Source organism: Palleronia abyssalis (assembly GCF_900302445.1).
GTDB classification, from domain to species: Bacteria; Pseudomonadota; Alphaproteobacteria; order Rhodobacterales; family Rhodobacteraceae; genus Palleronia; species Palleronia abyssalis.
In genome coordinates this window covers 680065-702655 of the sequence record NZ_ONZF01000002.1, presented here as the reverse complement: position 1 = coordinate 702655, position 22591 = coordinate 680065, and the positions used below count along the sequence as shown (strand labels likewise).

At 66.7% G+C, this 22591-nt stretch carries 25 protein-coding genes; 12 read left to right on the top strand and 13 right to left on the bottom strand.

The window, feature by feature from the left end:
• Positions 1-46: 46 nt before the first annotated feature.
• The 3 genes from PAA8504_RS07215 to PAA8504_RS07205 form a co-directional block, all read right to left on the bottom strand.
• The gene (locus PAA8504_RS07215) at positions 47-508 is read right to left on the bottom strand and encodes an REP-associated tyrosine transposase (RefSeq protein WP_108893461.1); all 462 of its coding nucleotides are present in this window, start codon (positions 506-508) and stop codon (positions 47-49) included.
• Positions 509-583: 75 nt separating this feature from the next.
• On the bottom strand, positions 584-1039 hold the full coding sequence (locus PAA8504_RS07210) for a DUF3429 domain-containing protein (RefSeq protein WP_108893460.1): 456 nt from the start codon (positions 1037-1039) through the stop codon (positions 584-586).
• Between the two features lie 194 nt (positions 1040-1233).
• The gene (locus PAA8504_RS07205) at positions 1234-1653 is read right to left on the bottom strand and encodes a L,D-transpeptidase (protein WP_108893459.1); all 420 of its coding nucleotides are present in this window, start codon (positions 1651-1653) and stop codon (positions 1234-1236) included.
• A 127-nt stretch (positions 1654-1780) separates the two neighbouring features.
• Here PAA8504_RS07205 and PAA8504_RS07200 point away from each other — a divergent pair, with 127 nt between their 5' ends.
• A complete protein-coding gene (locus PAA8504_RS07200; RefSeq protein WP_108893458.1) occupies positions 1781-2461 on the top strand; it encodes a hypothetical protein in 681 nt (226 codons plus the stop codon).
• Positions 2462-2560: 99 nt separating this feature from the next.
• On the opposite strand, the gene PAA8504_RS07195 is transcribed toward PAA8504_RS07200, so the two are convergent.
• Positions 2561-3211, bottom strand: a complete 651-nt coding sequence (locus PAA8504_RS07195; RefSeq protein WP_108893543.1) for an SOS response-associated peptidase — start codon at positions 3209-3211, stop codon at positions 2561-2563.
• Positions 3212-3323: 112 nt separating this feature from the next.
• Here PAA8504_RS07195 and PAA8504_RS07190 point away from each other — a divergent pair, with 112 nt between their 5' ends.
• The 3 genes from PAA8504_RS07190 to PAA8504_RS07180 all read left to right on the top strand — a co-directional run bounded on the left by PAA8504_RS07190 (position 3324) and on the right by PAA8504_RS07180 (position 6034).
• Entirely contained in the window at positions 3324-4559 is a 1236-nt protein-coding gene (locus tag PAA8504_RS07190) for an MFS transporter (RefSeq protein ID WP_108893457.1), read from the top strand.
• Between the two features lie 81 nt (positions 4560-4640).
• A complete protein-coding gene (locus PAA8504_RS07185; protein ID WP_108893456.1) occupies positions 4641-5444 on the top strand; it encodes a hypothetical protein in 804 nt (267 codons plus the stop codon).
• A 65-nt stretch (positions 5445-5509) separates the two neighbouring features.
• Positions 5510-6034, top strand: a complete 525-nt coding sequence (locus PAA8504_RS07180) for a hypothetical protein (RefSeq protein ID WP_108893455.1) — start codon at positions 5510-5512, stop codon at positions 6032-6034.
• 34 nt (positions 6035-6068) lie between these two features.
• Here PAA8504_RS07180 and PAA8504_RS07175 read toward each other — a convergent pair whose 3' ends face one another.
• Positions 6069-6677: a 3'-5' exonuclease family protein gene (locus PAA8504_RS07175; protein WP_108893454.1), complete on the bottom strand. Its 609-nt coding sequence runs from the start codon at positions 6675-6677 to the stop codon at positions 6069-6071.
• A 91-nt stretch (positions 6678-6768) separates the two neighbouring features.
• Entirely contained in the window at positions 6769-8328 is a 1560-nt protein-coding gene (locus PAA8504_RS07170; RefSeq protein WP_108893453.1) for a bifunctional metallophosphatase/5'-nucleotidase, read from the bottom strand.
• Between the two features lie 141 nt (positions 8329-8469).
• Here PAA8504_RS07170 and PAA8504_RS07165 point away from each other — a divergent pair, with 141 nt between their 5' ends.
• Positions 8470-8805 carry a DUF952 domain-containing protein gene (locus PAA8504_RS07165; protein ID WP_108893452.1) on the top strand — a complete coding sequence of 112 codons (336 nt, stop codon included), beginning with the start codon at positions 8470-8472 and terminating at the stop codon, positions 8803-8805.
• Positions 8802-9842, top strand: coding sequence for a quinone-dependent dihydroorotate dehydrogenase (locus PAA8504_RS07160; RefSeq protein ID WP_108893451.1), 1041 nt, complete (start codon positions 8802-8804; stop codon positions 9840-9842). The genes PAA8504_RS07165 and PAA8504_RS07160 overlap by 4 nt, the downstream gene beginning before the upstream one ends.
• On the opposite strand, the gene PAA8504_RS07155 is transcribed toward PAA8504_RS07160, so the two are convergent.
• The 3 genes from PAA8504_RS07155 to PAA8504_RS07145 are packed head-to-tail and all read right to left on the bottom strand — an operon-like array spanning position 9837 to position 12083.
• Positions 9837-11156, bottom strand: a complete 1320-nt coding sequence (locus tag PAA8504_RS07155; protein WP_108893450.1) for an MATE family efflux transporter — start codon at positions 11154-11156, stop codon at positions 9837-9839. The genes PAA8504_RS07160 and PAA8504_RS07155 overlap by 6 nt on opposite strands.
• A gap of 1 nt (position 11157) precedes the next feature.
• Positions 11158-11661, bottom strand: a complete 504-nt coding sequence (locus tag PAA8504_RS07150) for a PaaI family thioesterase (protein WP_108893449.1) — start codon at positions 11659-11661, stop codon at positions 11158-11160.
• On the bottom strand, positions 11658-12083 hold the full coding sequence (locus PAA8504_RS07145) for a PaaI family thioesterase (protein ID WP_108893448.1): 426 nt from the start codon (positions 12081-12083) through the stop codon (positions 11658-11660). Before PAA8504_RS07145 ends, PAA8504_RS07150 begins: the two co-directional genes overlap by 4 nt.
• 104 nt (positions 12084-12187) lie before the next feature.
• Between PAA8504_RS07145 and PAA8504_RS07140 the strand changes: the two genes are divergently transcribed.
• From PAA8504_RS07140 to PAA8504_RS07120, 5 genes are all read left to right on the top strand, one after another.
• Positions 12188-12880: an NAD(P)-dependent oxidoreductase gene (locus tag PAA8504_RS07140; protein ID WP_245897549.1), complete on the top strand. Its 693-nt coding sequence runs from the start codon at positions 12188-12190 to the stop codon at positions 12878-12880.
• 45 nt (positions 12881-12925) lie between these two features.
• Positions 12926-13315 carry a MerR family transcriptional regulator gene (locus PAA8504_RS07135; protein WP_108893447.1) on the top strand — a complete coding sequence of 130 codons (390 nt, stop codon included), beginning with the start codon at positions 12926-12928 and terminating at the stop codon, positions 13313-13315.
• Between the two features lie 93 nt (positions 13316-13408).
• Entirely contained in the window at positions 13409-13804 is a 396-nt protein-coding gene (locus PAA8504_RS07130) for a MerR family transcriptional regulator (RefSeq protein WP_108893446.1), read from the top strand.
• Positions 13805-13825: 21 nt separating this feature from the next.
• The gene (locus PAA8504_RS07125; RefSeq protein WP_108893445.1) at positions 13826-15604 is read left to right on the top strand and encodes an acyl-CoA dehydrogenase C-terminal domain-containing protein; all 1779 of its coding nucleotides are present in this window, start codon (positions 13826-13828) and stop codon (positions 15602-15604) included.
• A 78-nt stretch (positions 15605-15682) separates the two neighbouring features.
• The gene (locus PAA8504_RS07120) at positions 15683-15895 is read left to right on the top strand and encodes a hypothetical protein (protein ID WP_108893444.1); all 213 of its coding nucleotides are present in this window, start codon (positions 15683-15685) and stop codon (positions 15893-15895) included.
• 279 nt (positions 15896-16174) lie between these two features.
• On the opposite strand, the gene msrA is transcribed toward PAA8504_RS07120, so the two are convergent.
• Both msrA and PAA8504_RS07110 read right to left on the bottom strand, forming a co-directional pair.
• Complete coding sequence (gene msrA, locus PAA8504_RS07115; protein ID WP_108893443.1) at positions 16175-16828, bottom strand: peptide-methionine (S)-S-oxide reductase MsrA; 654 nt, start codon at positions 16826-16828, stop codon at positions 16175-16177.
• A 53-nt stretch (positions 16829-16881) separates the two neighbouring features.
• A complete protein-coding gene (locus PAA8504_RS07110; protein WP_108893541.1) occupies positions 16882-18111 on the bottom strand; it encodes an MFS transporter in 1230 nt (409 codons plus the stop codon).
• Between the two features lie 142 nt (positions 18112-18253).
• On the opposite strand from PAA8504_RS07110, the gene PAA8504_RS07105 reads away from it, so the two are divergent.
• On the top strand, positions 18254-19057 hold the full coding sequence (locus PAA8504_RS07105) for a SurA N-terminal domain-containing protein (protein ID WP_108893442.1): 804 nt from the start codon (positions 18254-18256) through the stop codon (positions 19055-19057).
• A 63-nt stretch (positions 19058-19120) separates the two neighbouring features.
• Here the strand turns inward: PAA8504_RS07105 and PAA8504_RS07100 are convergent, their stop codons facing one another.
• Positions 19121-20221 (bottom strand): flavin-containing monooxygenase, encoded by a 1101-nt coding sequence (locus PAA8504_RS07100; RefSeq protein WP_108893441.1) that lies wholly within the window; start codon positions 20219-20221, stop codon positions 19121-19123.
• A gap of 75 nt (positions 20222-20296) precedes the next feature.
• The gene (locus PAA8504_RS07095) at positions 20297-22486 is read right to left on the bottom strand and encodes a primosomal protein N' (protein WP_108893540.1); all 2190 of its coding nucleotides are present in this window, start codon (positions 22484-22486) and stop codon (positions 20297-20299) included.
• Between the last annotated feature and the right edge of the window lie 105 nt (positions 22487-22591).

The window sequence follows — 22591 nt, the reverse complement described above, 5'->3', positions numbered from 1 at the left end:
CCCGGATCCACCCCTTCCGTCCCATGATCGGTGGGTTTCACCCACCCTACGGGGCCTCCGACCGGGAAAACGGCCAATCCTCGGGGCGATCCACATACCCATGGCGTACGGGGTTTTCGCGGATGTACCATAATGCGGTCGACAGGCGGGTGTCGTCCTCGACCACGTTCTCCCAATATCGGCGCTGCCAGATCCCGACCTCACCCTTCCGGGCCTTGCTATAGGTTCGCGGGCGGGTCTCTGCAACGGACTGGCTGAACAGGGACTTTATGCGCCGCCACCTTTCGGGGAACGCCACGTCCCCCTCGGGCAGGGTCCAGACCGCGTGGATATGGTCGGGCAGGATCACGATGCCCCGCGTGCGGAACGGCATCTGCGCCTGCACCGCGCCGTAGGCCCCGCGCAGATCCGCGATCCGGCGCGTCAGAAGGTCGTCTCCCCTCTGCGCCAGGTTCACAGTGAAGAAATACGTGCCCCCAGGCACCCATCTGCGGCGATAGTTCGGCATTCCGCCGCCTTACGCCGCACCCTACTTACATTCGGTGAACGTAGGGTGGGTGAAACCCACCATTCACACCAAGCCCTACATCACAGCCAACCCCACGAGGCACACTGCCGGGATCGCCATCTGCACCGGGCGCAGCCGCGCGAACCAGCGCGGCGCCTCGCCCCGCCTTGCCGCCAGCGGGTCCAGAACGGCCAGCGCCGCGAAGGCCAGCGCCAGCAGAACCGCCCCCAGCGGCGGGACCAGCACAAGACTCAACGCCGCCGCGCCGAACAGGCCCGTCATCTCGGCCAGCACGTGGGGTTTCGGCCCCGAATGCAGCGCAAAGGAAAATCCCCGCCGCACGCCCGCCGCGAAGATCACGATGCATGCCCCCCACAGTGTCGCCCCCCGCAGCGCCACGGCATCCATCCGGTCGGGACCCAGCCACACGACCAGCAGCGCCACCAGGAAGGGCAGAATTGGGCCCCATCCGAAGATGTGGGCGTCCCACGGGATGCGCGCGCGGTCGGGGGTGTTGGCTTGGGTGTCCATGCCCGGTCAGCGCGAAAGGTGAACCAAGGTTCCCCGCACCGTGCGCCGTGGTCACCATCGGGACCGGCTGTGCCCTGTCCCGACGGATGCCCGACACCCGCCCGACACGTGCGGGACAAGTGCCCGGCGCAGGCCAGACAGTTGTCCGGCCCCTGTCCGACGCAGGCAGGACGGATGTCCGGCGGGATCGCGCGTTAACGAACCACGCGAATCCGCGTGTTCTTCATCCCCGCCTCCTGCACCCAGCCGAACAACCGCTGCGCGTTATCCGGGTGCAGCCGTACGCACCCCGCGCTCGCCGGCCGACCCAGTCTCGAGATCGCGTTGGTCCCATGGATCGCATAATTCCCGGAATAGAAGATCGACCACGGCATCGGAGCGTTGTTGTAAAGGCTTGAATAGTGGCGCTTTTTCATGAATTGCGGACCGTAGGTGCCGGTCGGAGTCACCTTGCCCGATCGCGCCGTCGACACCGGCCAGGTCGCCACGACCTTCCCCCAGCGCATCACCGTCATCCGCTGGTCCGACAGATCGACCCGCACGTCGACCGCTTGGGCCGTCGCCGCGCCGGCGCACAGAACAAGCGCCAACGCCCCGAAAAGTGTTCTGATCATTCAACAAATCCCCCGAATCGGCGACCCCTACACCGCCCGGACCATCATAGGCGATGTTCCGCGCATCCTGGTCGAAAAAGAATGAACACTCCGTTGCACGCGACCGTGCGCCCCCAAACTGCCCGAAATGAGGCGCCTCCTTCCCCTACTTCTGCTGCTGCTTTCGGCCTGCGCCGCCCGCCCCCTGACACAGGCCGAGCGGGCCTTCGCCGCCACCGTTCACGGCCCCACCCTTGACGTCACGCGGGTCCGCATCGTCGGACGCAATCCCCTTTACCAGTTCCGCCAGATCCGCGATCCCCGACCGCCCCTGACGTGCCGCGAACGCATCCGCCCGCCCGAGATCGGCCCGATCGAGACGCGCGTCGCAGCGACGGTCCTGTTCAACCGGGCCTTCTTCGCAAGGCCCTTCTATCTTGATGATTATATGGCGGAATATCCGCAGGCGATGAACCTTTATGACGCCATGCTGCTGGCCCACGAACTGACCCATGTGTGGCAATGGCAAAACCGCGCGCGCACCGGCTATTCCCCGTTCAAGGCCGCGGGAGAGCACGGGCCGGGGATCGATCCCTACCTGTTCGACCTGCCCGAAGATGCTGTCTTCTCGGACTTCGGCTATGAACAGCAGGGCGGTCTGGTCGAAGAGTTCGTGTGTTGCCGAACGCTGGACCCAGAGGGGCCCAGGACAAAACGCCTCTATAACCTTCTCAATCCGGTCTTTCCCGGCATTGCACGTTACACGGCGGTGCCGATCGGCAACACAACCGTACGCGTGTATCCCCCGGACGAAGGTCATATTTGCTGAAGGGGGGGCGGACGTGTAAATTCACATAATCGCCGGGCGCGGTGGCCCGACGGTTTCTCCCTGAAAGACTGGCCGCGCCTTTGTGCGCGGCCTTTTTCGTCAGACGGGGGCGATCAGACCCGCGCCCTCGCTGCGGTTCGAGTTCACGTCCCGTCCGACCCGATGCCATGTCACCGTTTCGGTCGGCTGCATCAGTCGGGCAGCCCCCTTGCCCTCTTCTCCCAACCAAAGCGCCCAGTCCTGCGGTTTCACGACCACCGGCATCCGGTGGTGCAAGGCCTCCGGCGCCCCGACGGCGGCACAGGTGACGATGGCACAGGCGCGGATGGCCTGACCGTCACGCTCCCAGTCCTGCCACAGGCCCGCGAAGGCGAATGGCCCTTCATGCTCGGGGCGGATGAACCACGGGAGGCGATTGCCCTCGGCATCCTTGGTCCACTCAAAATACCCGTCTGCCGGAATCAGGCAGCGGCGCGCCCGGATCGCATCGCGGAACGCGGGCTTCTCGGCCACAGTCTCGGCCCGCGCATTGATCAGCGGCGGACCGTCGGTCGGCGATTTGGCCCAATGCGGCAGGAACCCCCAGCGCAGGCTTTGCAAGCGCCGCTCGCCCTCGACCAGGATGGCGTGGACGGGGTCCGTGGGGCAGACGTTGTAGTTCGGCACGGGCGGCAGATCGTTCGCCGGCAAGGCCGAGAACAGCTGCGCCATCGCATCGGGTGGCAGGGTAATCGCGAAACGTCCGCACATGGTCGGCCAGTTTACGCCGACCATCCGGGGCCGCAATCTTTCCGTTGATCGCCGGTCGCGCTGCGCCTAAGCGCGTGGCTGGTTCTCACCCCCTTCTACGCGGTCCACCTCCATGCTTCGCCAGCTTATCCCCGTCAGCGCCCTCCTTCTAGGCTCGGCCTGCCTGTTGTTCGCGGGCGGGATCAACGGATTGCTGCTGCCCATCCGCGGTGGGATCGAGGGGTTTACCGCCCTGTCGCTGGGTCTTTTGGGAACCGGCTGGGCGTTGGGATACGTCGCGGGCTGCGTCATGACCGCCAGCCTCGTGTCCCGCGTGGGCCATATCCGCGCGTTCTCTGCCCTGGCGGCGCTGGCGGGGATCACCGTTCTGGCCAGCGCAATCGCGGTCACGCCCTGGGCGTGGATCGCCCTGCGCGCGGTTTGCGGCTTTGCCTTCGCGGGGGCTGCGATGATCGTGGAAAGCTGGCTGGCCGACAAGTCGCCGCCTTCGACCAGGGGGCGGGTTTTCGGCATCTACACGATGGTGAACCTGACGGCTTCAACCGCGGGGCAACTGATGCTGACGGTTGGGGACCCGGGCGGGTTCGTCCTGTTCGCGGCGGCGGGCATCTTCTATGCGTTCGCCCTGGTGCCGACGGCGATCTCGACCTCGGCCAACCCACCAGCGCTGGTTCGGGTGCGGCTGGATCTTCCCGGGCTTTGGCGGAACTCTCCGGTGGCGGTGTTCGCCGTGTTCTTCGTGGGGATGTCGAACTCGGCCTTTGGGGCGATGGCACCGGTCTTCGCCGACCGAATTGGCCTGTCGCTGACGACAATCGCCATCTTCACCTCGGTCCCGATCCTGGCGGGGGCGATCGCGCAGATCCCCGTGGGGATCCTGTCGGACAGGCTGGACCGCAGGCGCGTTCTGGTGGGCGTGGCCGCGCTGGCGCTGGCGGCGGATGGCGCGTTCTTCTTCCTCCAGCCGCAGGACCCGGGCGCGAACCTCGTGCTGGCGGCAGCCTTGGGTGGGTCGATCTTCGCCATGTACCCCATCATCGTGGCCCATGCGAACGACCATGCGGGCGAAGGTGGGTCGATCCGGGTTTCGGGCGGACTGCTGCTGGTCTTCGGGCTGGGCTCGACCGTTGGTCCGTTGATCGCGGGCTACGGGATGACCGAATATGCCGCCCGCGCGCTCTTCGTCGTCACCGCTGCGGCGCATGTTCTGATCATCGCCTTCGCGATCCTGCGCATTGCGACCAGCAAGGCCGTGGTCGAGGACAAGGGCAGCTTCGTGCCCGCCGGCAGTGCGCGGGCGACCACGCCCCAGACAGCCGTGCTGATCGACGACCTGGTCACCGGCTGACACGTCCGTGACCCCGAGGGGGATGATGTGCGCCCCGCGCACCTATATGCACATCAGCACACCTTACTCGCAGAGATGCCGATGAAACCGCTTTCCCTCGCCCTCCTCCTCGCCCTGGCCACGGGACCTGCCTTTGCGCAGGACCCTCTCGCCGCGGCCCGATCCACCTATCAAAGCTTCCTGGGCACCTGGGCCGAGCCCGGCAAGAATTGCGACCGTCCCATCGACACCTGGAACTTCGGCCCCGAGGCCGTGGTCGCGGGCACGACCGCCCTCGACATCCTGGGCATCGGCGGCGGCGCGGGCGCGATCCGGGTCGATCTGGTGTCGCGCGCGACGGGCGAACGCCTGCCCTTGTCGATGCAGGACACCGGCGGCGGGATCGAGGTGTCGGGAAGCGGCATCTATGCCAACCTGCGCCCGTGCAATGCCGCCTTCACCCCAGAGCGGCAACGGCAGGACGACGTCATCACTAGCCAGCCCCTGGATCAGGAAGGTCCCTCGACGGACGAGCTTCGGGACGCCCTGGGCGAGCCTGAGCCCGTCATCAGCAGCCCCGACCCCGTGCTGGCCCCCGAACCCGATCCCTCCCTCGACCCTGCCGAGCAGGCCGAACAAATGTTCGAGACGCGCTTCGCCGGGTTCTATCAGGGCCCCTCGGGCGCCTGCGACTGGGAGCTTTCGGGCAACCGGATCACCGGAGGCGGCACCAGCTATGACGTGGTGAACTTCTCGGGAGAGGGCGAGCGGATCGGCGTACAGGCCTTGGCCGCGGATGGTGCGCCGACCACCTTCACCGTGCGTCCCGAAGGTCCGGGCACCCGTGTTTCAGGCGCGATCGCCGGATCGGGGGACCAGATCGACGTGACGCTGAACCCCTGCTGACCGTCCCTAACCTTTCAGCAACCTTTCCTGCCCAGAATGGCGGGAAGGTTGCGAAAGGCGTTTTCATGTTCCGTTCCGTCGAGGCGATGGTGCTTACCCTCGTGCTTGTGTGCGCCGCTCTGTCGGCCGAAGCCGGGGGGTTGTGCGGACCTCTCTCCGGCGTTGCGTGCCCGACTGACTCGCGCCCCGTTGCACCCGTTCCGAACGGTACGCGGTCGGCAGGTACCGATCCGCAGATCACCGTCTTGACCCCAGGGGCGCCAGGCGCAGCACGCATCGCGTATGAGCGATCGTCGACCGGCCTCTGGCGCGCGGCGGCGAACGGAACCTGCATCGGGACGCTCGGGGCATGGCATCTGACCCCCTATCGCATCATGGCCGAAGGCACCGTCTACGAGATTCTCAGCGTCGCTGGCGACGCGACTCTCATCGACATAGTCGCCCGTCGCGTCTTCGATGAAGCGCCGGCCGAATTCAGTATCGCCCCGCGCGGCCGCGGCCGGATCGACGTGGTCGGCGGCGTCATCGGCGGCGAGTCGCGCGCGCGATATCACGACGCCCTTTATCGGTGCCGCAAGCGCCCGTGGTGACAGGCCGCCGGACCAGGCCCGAGGCCCCAGCCCGCTAGGCCCCAAACGCCGCGGGATCCAGCGCGCCGTCCCGCAACAGATGTTGCAACACCGACGCCACCGACAGCGCGTCGCCAAGGGCGTCGTGGCCCTGGAACTGCGACTGGTCCAGCCCGTAATAGCCTGCCAGCGTATTGCTGCGGGTCTTGATCAGGTCCTCGTAGGGCATGCCCGCGCTCAGAAGCAGGTCGCAGGCATTCGCGAACATCTTGATCGGCAGAGGCGGCGCGATCCCTTCCACGTAGCAGCTGATCGCGACCGCGTTGAACTCGTCCTTTCCCCAGGACCAGAGCCGCGCGCCATCGGCGAAGGCCCGAACCTGTTCCAGCGCATCGGCCAGCTGCAGACCTGCGTCGATATCGGCCTCGGTGATCCCGGTCAGCCGAATGAACAGCGGGTCCAGAGGCTGGCGGTCGCCATTGCGGTTCCTAGGCACGACATGTGTCCGCAGCGTCTCGCCCATGGCAAAATCGCCCTCAAGCCCAAGTTTCACCAGTCCGATCTGCGCGATGACCGGATCGGGATCGCGCGGTCCGCACCAGAAGCGCTGCGGTGCGCCCGGGGCCGTCAGGAACTCGCAGTCGAAGATGATGGCATGGTCCATGAAAGTCCCTCCTCTTCCACAAAAAGACGCCGGACAGTCCCCTGCCCGGCGTCGACGCGCGTCGCTCAGACGCGAAAGGTGCGTGGCGGAATCACTCCGTCACGGTGATCCGGCCGTCGGTATAGGGCTCGTACGGGCCCTGCTCCGCCAGAAATTCCGCGGTGACATCGGCCAGATCGGGGCCGAAATCATACGCATTCTCGGCATCGACGAACATCGAATAGCCATCGCCGCCGTTGCGGACATAGTTGTTGGAGACCACGCCATACGTCGCCTCGGGATCCACGGGTTCGCCGTCGATCATCACGTCGGACACGCGGCTGCCCGCTTCGGCCGAGGGGTCGACCGTGAAGCTCATGCCTGCGACCTGCGGGAAGCGGCCGGCGCCTTCCTCGTACTGGCTGACGCCGTTTTCCAGCGCCTCGACCAGCGTGGCACCGGTGACCTGGAACGTCGACAGCGTGTTCTGGAACGGCAGCACCGTCAGAACCTCGCCCATCGTGACCTCGCCCGCGTCGATCGACGCGCGGATGCCGCCGCTATTCTGGATCGCCACGTCGATGCCCTGGTCTTGGGTGCGGGCCAGCATCGCGTCGGCGATCAGGTTGCCCATGGCGCATTCCCGCGCCCGGCAATCCTCGCGCACGCCCACGATCTCGGACGACGTCTCGGCGACCACCTCGTTGCGGATCTCGTTCAGGGGGGCGGCGGCCTCCTGGATGCGGCTGACGACATCGATGTCTTCCTCGATGCTGGCATCGATCAGGATCGGCGCGCCCGACGCTTCGGTCACGTTGCCCTCGTCGTCGAAGGTCACGTTCAGCTCACCCAGGTACTTGCCATAGGCATAGGCCTGCACGATGGCGGTGTCGCCCACCATGGTCGGATAAGGACCTTCCGCCCCCTCCATGTCACCCAGAAGCGTGTTCGAGTGGCCGCCGACGATCACGTCCACGCCGGTCGTTTCCTCGGCCACGCGCTGGTCGACCCGGTAGGACGAGTGCGACAGGACCACGATCTTGTTCACGCCCTCTTCGGTCAGGCGGTCGACCTCGGCCTGTACGGCGGCGACGGGATCGCTGAAGGTGACGTTGGGGCCGGGGCTGGCCAGCTCGTCGGTATCCTGCGGCGTCAGGCCGATCAGGCCGATCCGCTCGCCGTTCTTCTCGATCACGGTGGATTTCTCGATCACGCCGTCCAGCAGCGGCTCGTTCGAGACGTCGGCATTGGACATCAGGATCGGGAATTCGATGCTTTGCGCGAATCCTTGCAGGACCTCGGGGCCGTCGTCGAATTCGTGGTTGCCGACGGTCATCCCGTCATAGCCCAGCGCATTCATCATCTCGGCCGCAAGTTCACCCTTGTAGTAGGTATAGAACAGCGTGCCCTGGAACTGGTCGCCGCCATCCACCAGCAGCGTGTTGTCGTTACGCTCCTGCGCGTCCTCGATGGCGTTGACCAGACGGGCCCAGCCGCCGAAGCAGTCGCCATTCGCGTTATCCTCTTCCGAACAGGTCGAGTCGTAGGCGCTGATCGGTTCGAACCGGGAATGGAAGTCGTTGGTGTGCAGGATGGTGATGGAATAGTCTGCCTGTGCTGCACCCGCGAAAAGCGCGAGGGCGGCGGTGGCGGTGGCAAATCGCATGGTCATGCGGTGACTCCCTGTTGTCGTTCTGGCGAAAGATTGCGCCGTCTGTCGCAGGGTGTCAAAGCGCCATCGCATGACGTGACGACGACAGACCGGGCGACCGCCCTAGATATCGTCGCGGCAACCGGAAAAAGGAGATTCCGTATGCGCATCTACAAGGTATTTCGGACCGCGGAATGGCGTGAACTGGATGAGGCGGGCGAGACGCAGGGTGCACCCGTTGATCTGAAGGACGGGTTCATCCATTTCTCGACCAAGGATCAGTTGGGCGGCACGCTGGCGAAGCATTTCCCGGGCGAGCACGGCCTGACCCTGGCCGCCGTCGAAACCGGCAGCCTGGGCGACGACCTGCGCTGGGAAGAGGCGCGCGACGGCGCGCAGTTCCCCCACCTTTATCGCGCGCTGAAGCGTGACGAGGTCGTGTGGCACACCGAACTTCCGCGCGACGGCGTCGACACCCTGACCCTGGGCGACGAATGAGCCTTGCCGAACGGCTGGGCCTGACCGTCCTGCGCCGGATCGACCCCGAGACGGCGCATGGTCTGGCGCTGCGCGGGCTGAAGGCGGGGCTGGCCCCCGCGCCGGGGCCTGTGACGTCCGACCGCCTGTCCGTGGACTTGGCCGGGATGGCCCTGCCCAACCCGCTGGGACTGGCGGCCGGGTTCGACAAGAACGCCGAGGCTCTGCGCCCGTTGTCCCGCGCCGGGTTCGGGTTCCTCGAGGTGGGCGCGGCGACCCCCCGCCCGCAGGAGGGCAACCCCCGCCCCCGCCTCTACCGGCTGGCCGAGGACCGCGCCGCGATCAACCGGTTCGGCTTCAACAACCACGGCATCGGGCCCATCGCCGACCGGCTGGCCGCCACCCCGACGGCGATCCCGCGGGGGCTGAACCTGGGCGCGAACAAGGACAGCGCCGACCGCGCCGCCGATTTCGCCCAAGTGCTGCGCCGCGCCGCGGACCACATGGATTTCGCGACGGTCAACGTCTCCTCCCCCAACACGGAAAAGCTGCGCGACTTGCAGGGATCCGAGGCGCTGCGAGCGTTGCTGGCGGGAGTGATGGCGGCGAACAAGCGGGGTCTGCCGATCTTCCTAAAGATCGCGCCCGACCTGGACGACACAGCGCTGGCCGACATCGCGGCCGTGGCCGGAGAGACCGGGATCGCCGGGATCGTCGCGACCAACACCACGCTGGGGCGCGACGGCCTTCGGTCCTCCCATCGCGACCAGACCGGCGGGCTGTCGGGACGGCCGCTGTTCGACCGCAGCACGCGGGTTCTGGCGCGGCTGTCGTCGCTGACCGACCTGCCGCTGATCGGCGTGGGCGGCGTGGGCTCGGCCGAGGACGCCTATGCCAAGATCCGCGCAGGCGCGACGGCGGTGCAGCTTTACACCGCGATGGTCTATGACGGGCTGTCGCTGGCGGTGCGGATCGCGCGGGGGCTGGATGATCTGCTGGCCCGTGACGGTCTGACCGCCGCGCAGGCCGTAGGAAAGGATCGCGACCGCTGGCTATGAGCCGACGGAGCGCTCCAGCGCGGGATAGCGCAGGCCCAGCGTGACGCCCCGTGCCACGAACCCGATCAGGAAGGCCAGCCACAGCCCGTGCGCCCCGAACGCAGGCATGAGGATCGCCAGCGACACGGCATAAAGGACCGCCGACACCACCATCATGTTGCGCATGTCGGCCGTCCGGGTGGCCCCGATGAAGATGCCGTCCAGCATCCACGCGGCACAGCCCAGGATGGGGGCTGCGATCATGTAGGGCAGGAACAGGCGCGCGGCGTCGCGGACCTCGGGCGCCGTGGTCATCACGTCGATGATCGCGCCGCCGCCCAGCAGGAAAGCCAGCGCCAGAACGGCCCCCGTCACCGCGCCCCAGATCGACGTCAGGATGGCGCCGCGGCGGAACAGATCGCGCCTGCCGCGGCCCAGCGCGCTGCCCACGATGGCCTCGGCCGCGAAGGCGAAGCCGTCCATCGCGTAGGCGGTGATGTTCAGGAATTGCAGCAGGATCTGGTTCGCCGCCAGCCGCACATCGCCGAACCGGGACGACAGCAGCAGGAACGACACGACCATCGCCTGAAGCAGCATCGACCGGATCAGGATGTCGGAATTGACCTGCGCGAACCGCTTCAGCTTCGCCGGGTCCAACACCCGCGCCCGATCGCGCCAGGCGGGGGTCGAGAACGCGTCGCGGCACAGCCACAGGCCAAGCGCGAAGCCCGACCATTCGGCGATGAAGGTCGCGCGTGCCACGCCTTCCACCCCCCAGCCGAGGCCCAGCACGAACCACAGGTCCAGTGCGACGTTCACGCCGTTCATCCAGATCTGGATGACGAAGACGCCCCGCGTGCGCTCCGCCGCGATCAGCCAGCCGGTGATCGCAAAGATCGAGATCAGGGCGGGCGCGGACCAGACACGGATGCCCATATAGGCGCGGGCCATCGACTCGACGTCGGACGACGCGGGCGAGACCCAGAAGGCCGCGCGGAACAGCGGCAGTTGCAGGACGATGATCGCCAGCCCGCCCAGAAGCCCGATCCCCAGCCCCCGCGACAGGATCGCCGCGCCCTCGTCCAGATCGTCGCGGCCCAGCGCCTGGCTGGCAAAGCCCGTGGTGCCCATCCGCAGGAAGCCAAAGATCCAGTAGATCGCCGACAGCACCACGGCGCCAATGCCGACCGCACCGATGGGCGCGGCCTCGCCCAGTTGCCCGACGACGCCCGTGTCGACCGCGCCCAGGATCGGCACGGTGGCATTCGACAGCACGATGGGCATCGCGACCGCCAGCACCCGGCGGTGGGTCACGGGGCGCGGCGGGCCGGCCATGTCAGTCGCGCGGCATCACGAAATGCCCGGTGGCCGAGGCATGAAGGCGATCACGATTGTCCTGCCAGCCTTCGACCTGCACGCTGGCGAAGCGCCGCCCCGAGCGCACGATCCGCGCCCGCGCATAGGCGTCGCGCGGCAGCCCCGAACGCAGATAGTCAATGGTGAAATCCACCGTCTTGGGCATTCGCGGCAAGGTTTCGGGGGTCAGGGCGTCGAGCTCGATCTCGCCATTCTCGATCCGGTCCCACAGCCGCGACCACGCGAGGGCTACCACCGCCGTCGTCTCGAGAAACGCCGCCGTCACGCCGCCGTGCAGGGCGGGCAGCAGCGGGTTGCCGATCAGCTTGTCATCGTAGGGCAGGATCGCCGTCAGCTCGTCACCGCGGCGTTCGAACGTGATGCCCAGATGGCGGATATACGGCATGCCCCCCGCCAGCGCCTGAAGGGCCGCATCGCGGCGTTGCTTGATGACCTGCACGGGTTCGGGGCGGGGGCGGCTCATGACTTGCGCTCCAGCGTGAAGGCGCCGTGGGCGGTGGCGACGGGCGGATCCTCCTGGTCGTCGCAGGCACTGGCGCGCACGAAGGCAACCGAGTGCGTGACGTGATAGCATTCGGCGCGCGCCCGGATCGTCTGGCCGGGGGTGGCCGCGCGCATGTAATCGATGCGCAGGTCCAGCGTCGCGGTGCCGCCGGGGTTCGACGGATGGCTCATCACCGCGGCCCCGCTGCAGGTGTCCATCAGCGCCGAGATCGCGCCGCCATGGATCACCCCGGTGCGCGCGTCGCCGATCAGCTTTTCGTCGTAGGGCATCTCGATCTCGCAGACGCCGTTTTCCAGGTGCCGGATCTCCATCCCCAGGTCGCGCGCATGGGGGATGCCCTGGGTGAACTGCCGGGCGATCTGGGCGGTGCGGTCGGACATGCTTGAGGCTCCTGTCGGTGTGCCCCGGTTGTGACCGACCGTCGCGGTTGCCACAAGCCCGGCCGTTGCGGGGAACGGGCCCGCCGCTGCGTCGTTCCGTGGCCATGAGGAAAACATTAGCGATCTTCGGCGCGAACGGGGCAACCGGACGCCATGCCGTGAAACAGGCGGTCGCGCGGGGCCATTCCGTGCGCGCCATCGAAAAGGCGTGGCCCGAAGGTGCCGACCTGCCCGAGGGGGTCGAGGCGCGAACGGCCGATGTCACCTCCGACGATCTGGCGCCCCATATCGAGGGGTGCGATGCGGTAATCTCGTGCATCGGGGTGCCGCTCGACGCGGGCACTGCCCTGTCGCCCCCGCCGCTGTATACCGATGGCACGCGAAGTTACATCGACGCGATGGGACGGACGGGCGTGCGGCGGATCGTCGTCATCTCGGCCACGTTCGTCGAGACGCTGGACCGCGGTCCCCTGCTGTTCCGGGCCGCCGCCGCGGTCGCGCTGCAGCCAATCTTCACCCAGATGGGCGAGATGGAGCGGCTGTTGCGCGCTTCGGACACCGACTGGACGGCGGTGCGGCCCGGCTGGCTGATGACGGGCGATAAGACTTGCGACTATACCGTCACCCCCGACGTGATCGCCGAGGGGTTGATCCGCACGCGGCACGGCGACCTGGCCCATTTCATGCTGGACTGCGCTGAAGGGGACGACTGGATCCGCCGCACCCCCGCCATCGCCCGGCGCGAGGCGTCCGAGTATGAAAGCGGACATGCGCTTGCCGCCGAGATGGCCCCCTAGGCACGCGGCCCAAGTTGCTTAAATATGGGCCGAAAGGGGAGGCTCATGCCGCAAGACGACCGTTTGACGTTCAAGGAGATGTGCGCGAAGTTCGATGTCACGCCGCGCACCCTCCGGTATTACGAGTATATTGAGCTGCTGACCCCCGTCCGTGAAGGCCGCGCGCGGTTCTATACGCCGCGCGACGTTGCCCGGATGACGCTGATCCTGCGTGGACGCCGGTGGGGGTTCAGCCTGGAAGACATTCGCCAGTGGCTTTTGATCTACGACCAGAAGGGCACAGAGGCGCAGATGCGCACCTGGGTCGAGTATGCGGATCGCCAGATTGTCCACCTGACCGACGAGTTGGCGCAGCTGGAACAAGCGATTGCCGAGCTGCGTGACACCCGTGACGAGGTCGCGCAGACCCTCGAACTCACGCAGGGTAACGACTGACGTCACGTTCCGCTGACGTTAACGTCACCCGCGCTTGCCTTGCCCTACGGGTATGCGCATGTCTGCGATCCTGACCTATATACCGTGAGATCAATGTCCGAAGACCTGATGACCATCCGGCAGATGTGCGACGCGTTCGACGTGACCCCGCGCACTCTGCGCTTCTACGAATCCAAAGAACTTCTGGCGCCCCGCCGCGAGGGCCAGAAACGTTTGTTCACCCGGCGCGACCGTGCGCGCCTCAAGCTGATCCTGCGCGGCAAGAAGTTCGGTTTCACGCTGGAAGAAATCCGCCAGCTCCTCGACCTGTATGGCCAGGGTCGCGCCCAGGAACATCAGCTTGTCCGCACTCACGAGATCGCGCGCGAACGGCTTGAGGATCTGCGTGCCCGCCGGGCCGAGCTGGACGAGGCGGTGGCCGAGCTGGAAAGCGAAATCGACTTTGTCGGAAAGAAACTGGCCGACATCCGCAACAGTTCGGCCGCCTGAGCATCCCAAGGGAGGGAATAGATGACCACCTACACCGCCCCCGTCGACGACATGCAGTTCATCCTTCACGAGGTCTTCGGCATCTCCGACGCCGATGTCCCCGGCTATGACGAGCTGGACCGCGACTTCACCAAGGCCGTGCTGGAAGAAGCCGGCAAGCTGGCCTCCGAGGTTCTGCATCCCCTGAACAAGGTGGGCGACGAGCAGGGATGCACGCTGGAAAACGGCGTCGTGCGCACGCCCGAGGGGTTCAAGGCCGCCTATGACAAGGTGTGCGAGGGCGGATGGATCGGTCTGGACTGCGATCCCGAATACGGCGGCCAGGGGATGCCGCACCTTCTGAACAGCTGCGTGGGCGAGATTTTCGTCTCGGCCAACATGGCGTTCAACATGTACCAGGGCCTGAGCCACGGCGCCTACAACGCGATCCACGCCCATGGCACCGACCAGCAGAAGCAGACCTACCTGCCCAAGATGGTCGAGGGGAAATGGTCGGGCACCATGAACCTGACCGAGCCGCAATGCGGCACCGATCTGGGCCTGATCCGCACCAAGGCGGAACCGCAGGACGACGGCACCTACAAGATCACCGGCCAGAAGATATGGATCTCGGCCGGCGAGCACGACATGACCGACAACATCGTCCACCTGGTGCTGGCCAAGATCCCCGGCGGCCCCGAGGGCGTGAAGGGCATTTCCCTGTTCATCGTGCCGAAGTTCATGGTGAACGAGGATGGCTCGCTTGGCGACCGCAATGCGGTGACGTGCGGGGGCCTCGAGTCCAAGATGGGCATCCACGGCAACGCGACCTGCGTGATGAACTATGACGGCGCGACCGGCTTCCTGATCGGCGAGACGCACAAGGGCATGCGTGCCATGTTCACCATGATGAACGCCGCCCGTCTGGGCGTGGGCGTCCAGGGCTATGCCCAGGGTGCGGTGGCCTATCAGAACGCGCTGGCCTTCGCGAAGGACCGCCTTCAGGGCCGCGACGTGACCGGGGCGCAGAACGAGACCGGCCCGGCCGATCCGATCATCGTCCACCCCGACGTGCGCCGCAACCTGATGGACCAGAAGGCCTTCACCGAAGGCGCGCGGGCCTTCGCGCTGTGGGGGTCGAACCTGATCGACAAGTCGGACCGCAAGGGCGACGCCGAGGCCGAGGCGCTGGTGTCGCTGCTGACCCCGATCATCAAGGGCTTCCTGACCGACAAGGGGTTCGAGACGGCCGTGCTGGCCCAGCAGACACTGGGCGGGTCGGGCTTCACGACCGAATGGGGGCTGGAGCAATTCGTCCGCGATGCCCGTATCACCATGATCTACGAAGGCACCAACGGCATCCAGTCGCTGGACCTCGTGGGGCGCAAGCTGGGGCTGAACGGCGGCAAGACCGTCATGGGCTTCTTCGAGCTGATCAAGTCGTTCATCAAGGAAAACGAGGGCAACGCGGCGCTGGAGGACGGCTTCCTTTCCCCGCTGAAGGCCGCGTCGAAGGACCTTCAGGCGGCGGCGACCTTCTTCATGCAGAACGGCATGAAGGATCCGAACGAGGCGCTGTCGGGGTCGTATGACTTCATGCACCTCTTCGGCCATGTGTGCCTTGGCTACATGTGGGCGCAGATGGCGAAGGCCGCCCAATCCGCGCTGGACGGCGGCGCGTCGGACACCGCGTTCTACGAGACCAAGATCGCGACGGGACGCTACTACATGGCGCGCCAGCTGCCGGCGACCGCGATGCACCGCGCGCGCATCGAAAGCGGTGCTGCGCCGGTGATGGCGCTGGACGCGGCGAACTTCTGAAGACCACATGCGGGCGGGTTTACAACGCCGCCCGCATCCCCGACCTTCGGGCAGCCGCAGCCCCCGAAGGTCGCCACCATGCCCAAGCGTTTCAAGCTGACCCGCCGTTTCCCCGTCGCGATGACCGAGGACGGGTATCGCCGCCTGAAGCGCTTCGCGACCGAGGCCGGGCTGGACGAAGGCGAAGCATTGTCTTTCCTGTTCGAGCATTTCGACAGCGTTACCCACAGCGAAAACCTGACCGCCCGCCTGCGCCTGTTCAATTCCGAGCTGGAATCGCGAAAGCGGTGAAGCCACGGGAAGCGCCCCGGTCGCCGCATCGGCGCCGGGGTTTTTCGTCATGTCATGTGATGGAAGTCGGTGGCGCCACCTTTAGGGACGCGAGAGATATGGGCGGGGCGTCACCCCCGGCCGTCGATCTCACCGGTGAGACCAGTGATCGGGTATCGTCCGATTGCCAGGCCGGACGGCCCCCCAGGTCTCGCTTTTCTTCCAAGTGCGCGCCGGTGGGATATGCCGCGCGACCCGTGAAGATCGCGCGAATGCTGCGTGCGCAGGGTCAGCCCGGACTCAGGCGACGCCGGTGCCGATGGGGCAAGTCACGCCCGTTCCACCCAGCCCGCAATAGCCACCCGGGTTCTTCGCCAGGTATTGCTGGTGATACCCTTCGGCGTGGTAGAACGGCGGCGCGTCCACGATCTCGGTCGTGATCTGGCCGTATCCCGCATCCTTCAGCTTGGGCTGCATCGCGACCTTCGATTCCTCGGCGGCAAGCTTCTGCGGCTCGGAATAGGTATAGATGCCGGACCGGTACTGCGTGCCGCGGTCGTTGCCCTGCCGCATGCCCTGCGTGGGGTCGTGCCCTTCCCAGAAGGTCTTCAGAAGCTCTTCGTAGGAGATGACGGAGGGGTCGTAGATCACGCGGACCACCTCGTTATGGCCGGTCCGGCCCGAACAGACTTCGTCGTAGGTGGCGTGCGGCGTGTGACCGCCGGCATAGCCGACCAGCGTCATGTGAACGCCCGGCAGCTTCCAGAACATCCGCTCGACGCCCCAGAAGCATCCCATGCCGAACATGGCTTCTTCCATGCCTTCGGGCACGTCGTTGGACAGGGGACGGTTGAACACGAAGTGCTCCTCCGCCGTGGGGATGGGCTGCTCGCGGCCCGGCAGGGCCTCGTTCTGCGACGGCATCTCGGTCGATTTGCGCAGGATCTGGAACATGGTGTCCTCCTTGATCGGGTTACCGTCGATATAGGGGCGCCGTGGCGGCTTCGCTACTCCGCCGGGGTGGGGACGAGACGCGACAGAATCGTCTCGTTCCCGGGCGTCGGGTGGCGCGGGATCAGGCTGGCCAAGCCCAGCGACGTTGCCGCCATGCCCGAGGCCAGGACGAACACCCCACCGGGCGTGACGACCCACAGATAGCCCAGCGCCGCGGGCAGGAAGACGGCCGCGATATGGTTGATCGTGAAGGCCACGGCGGCCGTCGGCGCGATATCGCGGGGGTCGGCGATCTTCTGGAAATAGGTCTTCAGCGCGAAGGCCAGCCCGAAGAAAATGTGGTCGATCACGTAAAGCCCCGCGGCAATCGCGACGCCCCAGCCGAAATAATAGACGCCGCCATAGGACATGAAGACCAGGATCAGGCCGATATACTCGAAGGACAGGGCCGCACGCTCGCCGAACCGCCCCACCAGCTTGCCCAGCAGCGGGGCCACGATCATGTTGACCACGTAGTTGATCAGCAGAAGCGAAGTGATTTCGTGCACGTCGAAGCCGAACCGTTCGACCATCATGAAGCCGGCGAAGACCACGAAGATCTGCCGCCGCGCGCCGGACATGAATTGCAGCGCGTAGTACAGCCAGTAGCGTCGGCGCAGCACGAAGGTCTTCAGTTGCGGGTCGGGGGATTCGAACTGTGGGAAGGCGATCATGCAGAAGATCGCGATCACGGCACAGGCCCCGCCCGCCATGCCGTAGACGAAGGCATAGGTCAGGTCGAACGCGCGCCATCCAACCACGAGCAGCCCGTAACTCAGAAGCGACGCGCCCGAGCCTGTGGCGACGATCCAGCCCAGCGTCTGCGGCGCGTGCTTCTTGTCGATCCATTGCAATTGCAGCGACTGGTTCACCGTCTCGAAGTAATGAAACCCGATCGAACTGAGCAGAGTCAGGATCAGGATGCCCCCGAAGCTGGGGAAATAGGCGGACGCGGCCGTGGCGACCCCCAAAAGGATCAGCGACAGCAGCCCTAGCACCTGCTCGCGGACGAACATGATCAGGACGATGACGCCGATGGCCAGGAAGCCCGGGATCTCTCGCACCGTGTGCAGCCAGCCGATCTCGACCCCGGAAAAGTCCGCGACCTCGATCACGAAGTTGTTCAGAAGCGCCGTCCACGTGGCGAAGGCCAGCGGCATGGCGAATGCCATGAGGAACAACAGCGCTTGCGGACGACGCCAGAACGGCAGGTGTGCGGCCTGTGCCAACGGAACGGTTTTCATGCCCGATCCGATACGCCCGGTCGCCCGCATTGGCGAGATGTTTTGGCGCAGCTTCGCAATTTTGCCGGTTCAGTTTGGAACGGGCCCTCCGGGTCGTCCGTTGGGGGTGTGAATTCGTAGACAGTGCCAAAGGACGTATCCGATGAAACTTCTCACCTCCCCGATTCTCGCTGCCGTCATCGCAGCCCCGCTTGCCCTTCCCGTCTGGGCCGAACAGCACACCTCCGGCAACGACGACGCCTCGATGAGCCAAAGCGAAAGCGCGGACATGGAGTCCGGCGCGGACACGGCCGCCGGGTCCGATATGGCAAGCCAGTCAATGGGTGACGACGCGAACGCCGTCGTGGTGTCCGTGGGCGACACCGACATCACCGCCGGAGATGTTCAGACCGCCATCCAAGGCTTCCCGCCGCAGCTGATCCAGTCGCAACCGGCCGAGCGCCTGATCCCCCTCGCGCTCGACCAGTTGATCCTGCGTGAACTGATCCTGCAGCGTGCCAACGAGGACAATCTTGGCGAAGACCCCGAAGTCCAAAGCATCATGGAAGAGAACGCCGAGCGCAGCCGCGACGACGCCATCGTTCAGGTGTATGTCCAGCGTCAAATGGAAGGCTCTGTGACCGACGAGGCCGTCCAAGCGGCGTATGACGAGGTTGCCTCGAATACCGAGCAGGAACTGCCCCCGATAGATGCCGTGCGCCCGCAGATCGAACAGCAACTGCGCCAGGAACGCCTGGGTCAGGTGCGCGAGGACCTGATGGGCCAGGAGATCGAGATCGTCTACTACGACGCGGACGGGAACCCGGTCGAAGCCTCGGCCGAGATGGGTGGCCAGTCCGGCAGCACTGACAGTTCCGATGACAGCGACAGCTCGGACATGGACAGCGGCTCGGACGCGGATAGCTCCGAAACCGAGGACACCGAGTCCGACGCCGAAGAGGATTGATTTTCCCCTCCCCTTCCGCAGAAGGGCACCTGCCCGCCGGATTGCCTCCGGCGGGCTTTTTCGTCACCCCGACGCATGCGCCGCGATGGCGCGCGCCTCGATACCAATGCGGCGCAACTGCCCCTCCGGCGCGGCACGATAGGCGATGAAATAAAGCCCCGGCGCCTCGCTCGGCCCGCCCGTCCGACGCGGCGCGCCCCCGTCGTCCAGAACGTCCGTCCGGGCCCCCAGAAGCGGGCGCAGATCCACCTTGTACCCAGTCGCGAACACCACCGCATCAAACGTGTTGCGCGTCTCGTCGGTGAACTGGACCTCCCGCCCCGCGGCTCCTGCGATCCCCGGGCGCACGGCGATCCGCCCTTCCCGGATCAGCGGCAACACGCCCGGATCGATCAGCGGCACCTTGCCATCCTCGACCAGCCGCGTCTGCGGCCCCTTGGAATGCGCGGTAAATCCGTACTCTTCCGGCCGGCCGATCTTCGCCCGGATCAGCGGTGCCGCGATCCTGTCGGCCAGCCTTGGCCCGAACGCCCTGCGAAGCATCCCCATCGAGGTCGTCGGCACGCCCAGGATCGTCTCTGGCACCATGTTTACGGGGCCGCGCACGGAAAGGTCGGTCTTGCGCCCGTCCCGCGCCATCTCCATCGCGATATCCCCGCCGGAGTTTCCGAACCCCACCACCAGCACCCGGCCCGCCGCGATCTGCCCCGGCCGCCGATACTGCGACGAATGCAGCACCTGCCCGTCATAGCCGGGCAGCGCGGGGATATTCGGATGGCCGTTCAGTCCGGTTGCGAACACGACGACCCGCGCGGTCGAATGCCCCCCGGAATGGTCCACACGCCATCCTCCCGGGACTTCGCGGACATGGGTCGCCTCGACCCCGGTCCGGATATCCAGCCCGTGATGCGCGACATACCGGTCGAAATAGGCAATCACGTCAGCGCGCTTGGGAAACCGGGGCAGATCCCGCCCCATCTTCAATCCGGGCAGCGCAGATCGTCCCTTGGCCGTATGCAACCGCAGCCCGTCGTAATGCGCGCGCCACGCGCTGGCGGCCGCCTCCGCCCGTTCCAGGATCACCACCCGCAGCCCCCGCTTCTTCAGCATCGCCGCACTGGCGAGACCAGCGGGCCCAGCCCCGATGACGATTGCCTCGGTCAAACCCTGCCCCCCCTATGCTTCACCCTTGCCAAAATACCCTCCCCGAAGGGCCGGCCGGTCCCGGGGCCGCCGTGATCAATAGAAGCTCTGCGGGTCGATATCGACCGACAGCCGGATGTCGCCCTTGATCGGAACCTGCGCCAGCCACGCCGCCAGCGCCGGTTGCAACGGCGCGCCCTTCTCGGCCTTGACCAGCATCCGCAGACGGTGCCGCCCCCGGATCCGGGCGATGGGCGCGGGCGCGGGACCGAACACCTGCGCGCCGATCCGACGCAGGGGACCGTCCACGCGGGCCAGCCGGTTGCCCAGATCAAACACCGCCTGGATGTCGGGCGAGGACAGGACGATCCCCGCCATCCTGCCGTAGGGCGGCACGCCCGCGGCCTTCCGCTCGGCCGCCTCGGCCCGCCAGAACCCGTCCTCGTCGCCCGACAGGATAGCCTTGATGACGTGGTGCTCGGGCTGGAAGGTCTGCAACCACGCCTCGCCCGGACGCTCGGCCCGGCCCGCGCGGCCCGCGACCTGACGCATCAGCTGGAACGTCCGTTCGGCCGCGCGCAGATCGGATCCCTGCAACCCCAGATCCGCGTCGATCACCCCCACAAGCGTCAGCAGCGGGAAATTGTGCCCCTTGGCGACCAGTTGCGTGCCCACGACGATGTCTGCCGCCCCTTCGGCAATGGCCTCGATCCGCGCCTTCAGCGCGCGGGCGGAGGCATACATATCCGACGACAGCACCTCGACACGCGCGTCTGGGAACAGGGCGGCGGCCTCCTCGGCCATTCGTTCGACGCCGGGGCCAACGGGGGCCAGCTTGCCCTCGACCTTGCACGAGGGGCAGGCCTCGGGCATCGGCTTCGTCTCGCCGCATTGGTGGCAGACCAGGCGTTTGAGGAACCTGTGTTCGACCATGCGCGCGTCGCACTGGTCGCAGCCCACCATCTCGCCGCAGGCCCGGCAGATGGTCACGGGCGCATAGCCGCGGCGGTTGAGGAACAGCAGGCTCTGCTCTCCCCGCTCCAACCGGTCGGCGATCTGCGCCTGCAAACTGGGCGAGACCCAGCGGCCGCCCGGCAGATCCTCGGTCCGCATGTCGATGGCCCGCATCCCGGGCATCGCGCGATCGCCGAAGCGCGAGGTCAGGGTCAGCGCGGCGTATTTCCCGGCCTCGACATTCGCCCAGGTCTCCAGCGACGGCGTGGCCGAGGCCAGCACCACCTGCGCGCCGGTGATCGAGGCGCGCAGCACGGCCATGTCGCGCGCGGAATAAAGGACCCCGTCTTCCTGCTTGTAGGACGTGTCGTGTTCCTCATCCACGACGATCAGCCCAAGGTCGCGAAACGGCAGGAACAGCGAGGATCGCGCACCCACCACCAGTTGCGCGCCATCTTCGGCGGCCATCTTCCAGCAGCGGCGGCGTTCGGTCTGGGTGACGCCGTGGTGCCACTCGGCGGGCTTCGCGCCGAACCGCGCCTCGACCCGCGACAGGAATTCCGACGTCAGCGCGATCTCGGGCAGCAGCACCAGCGCCTGCCGCCCGGCCTTCAGACAGGCGGCGACGGCTTCCAGATAGACCTCGGTCTTGCCCGATCCGGTGACGCCGCGCAGCATCGTGGTGCCATAGCGGCGGCTTTGCGCGGCGCGCGACAGGGCCGCGGCGGCCTCGGCTTGGTCGGGGGCCAAGGGCTTGCCGGCCATGTCCGGGTCCAGATGCGGATAGGGGGTATCGCGCGGTGCCTGGCGTTCGTCGACCGCGCCTTGCTTGACTAGCCCCTTCACGACCGAGGTGCCGACGCCCGCCATCTCGGCCAGTTCCTTCAGCGTGAAAGCGAGCCCACCATATTCGGCCAGCACATCCAGCACACGCTGGCGCGGCTCGGTCATGCGGTCGGGGTCCGAGGGGCCACGCGCATAGACCTTGCGCAAGCTCACGTCCTGCCCCAGCCCCGGCGCGCGGGTGGCAAGGCGCAGCATCGCGGGCATGGGCGTCAGGGTGTATTCGGCCGCCCGCGTCAGGAAGGTCTGCATCTCGGCCCGCATCGAAGGCACGTCCAGCACGCGGAACACGGGGCGGACCTTCGACAGGTCGTACCCCCCTTCCCCTTCGCCCCAGACGACGCCCATGACCTTGCGCGGGCCAAGCGGCACCTCGACGAAATCACCCGTCCCGCAGCCGCCCGCGGGCGCGCGGTAATCCAGCGTGCGATCCAGCGGCTGGGTGGTCAGGACGGCGATCAGGTCGCCCTCGGCGAAGCGGTCTTGCATGGGTCCGGCGATCTGGGGGCGCGAGGTCACTCAGATGCCCCCTCCGGGCACGCCGCGCAAGGCCGGGGGGCGCCTGTCGCAAGAAAGCACCGATGCGCCTTGCGT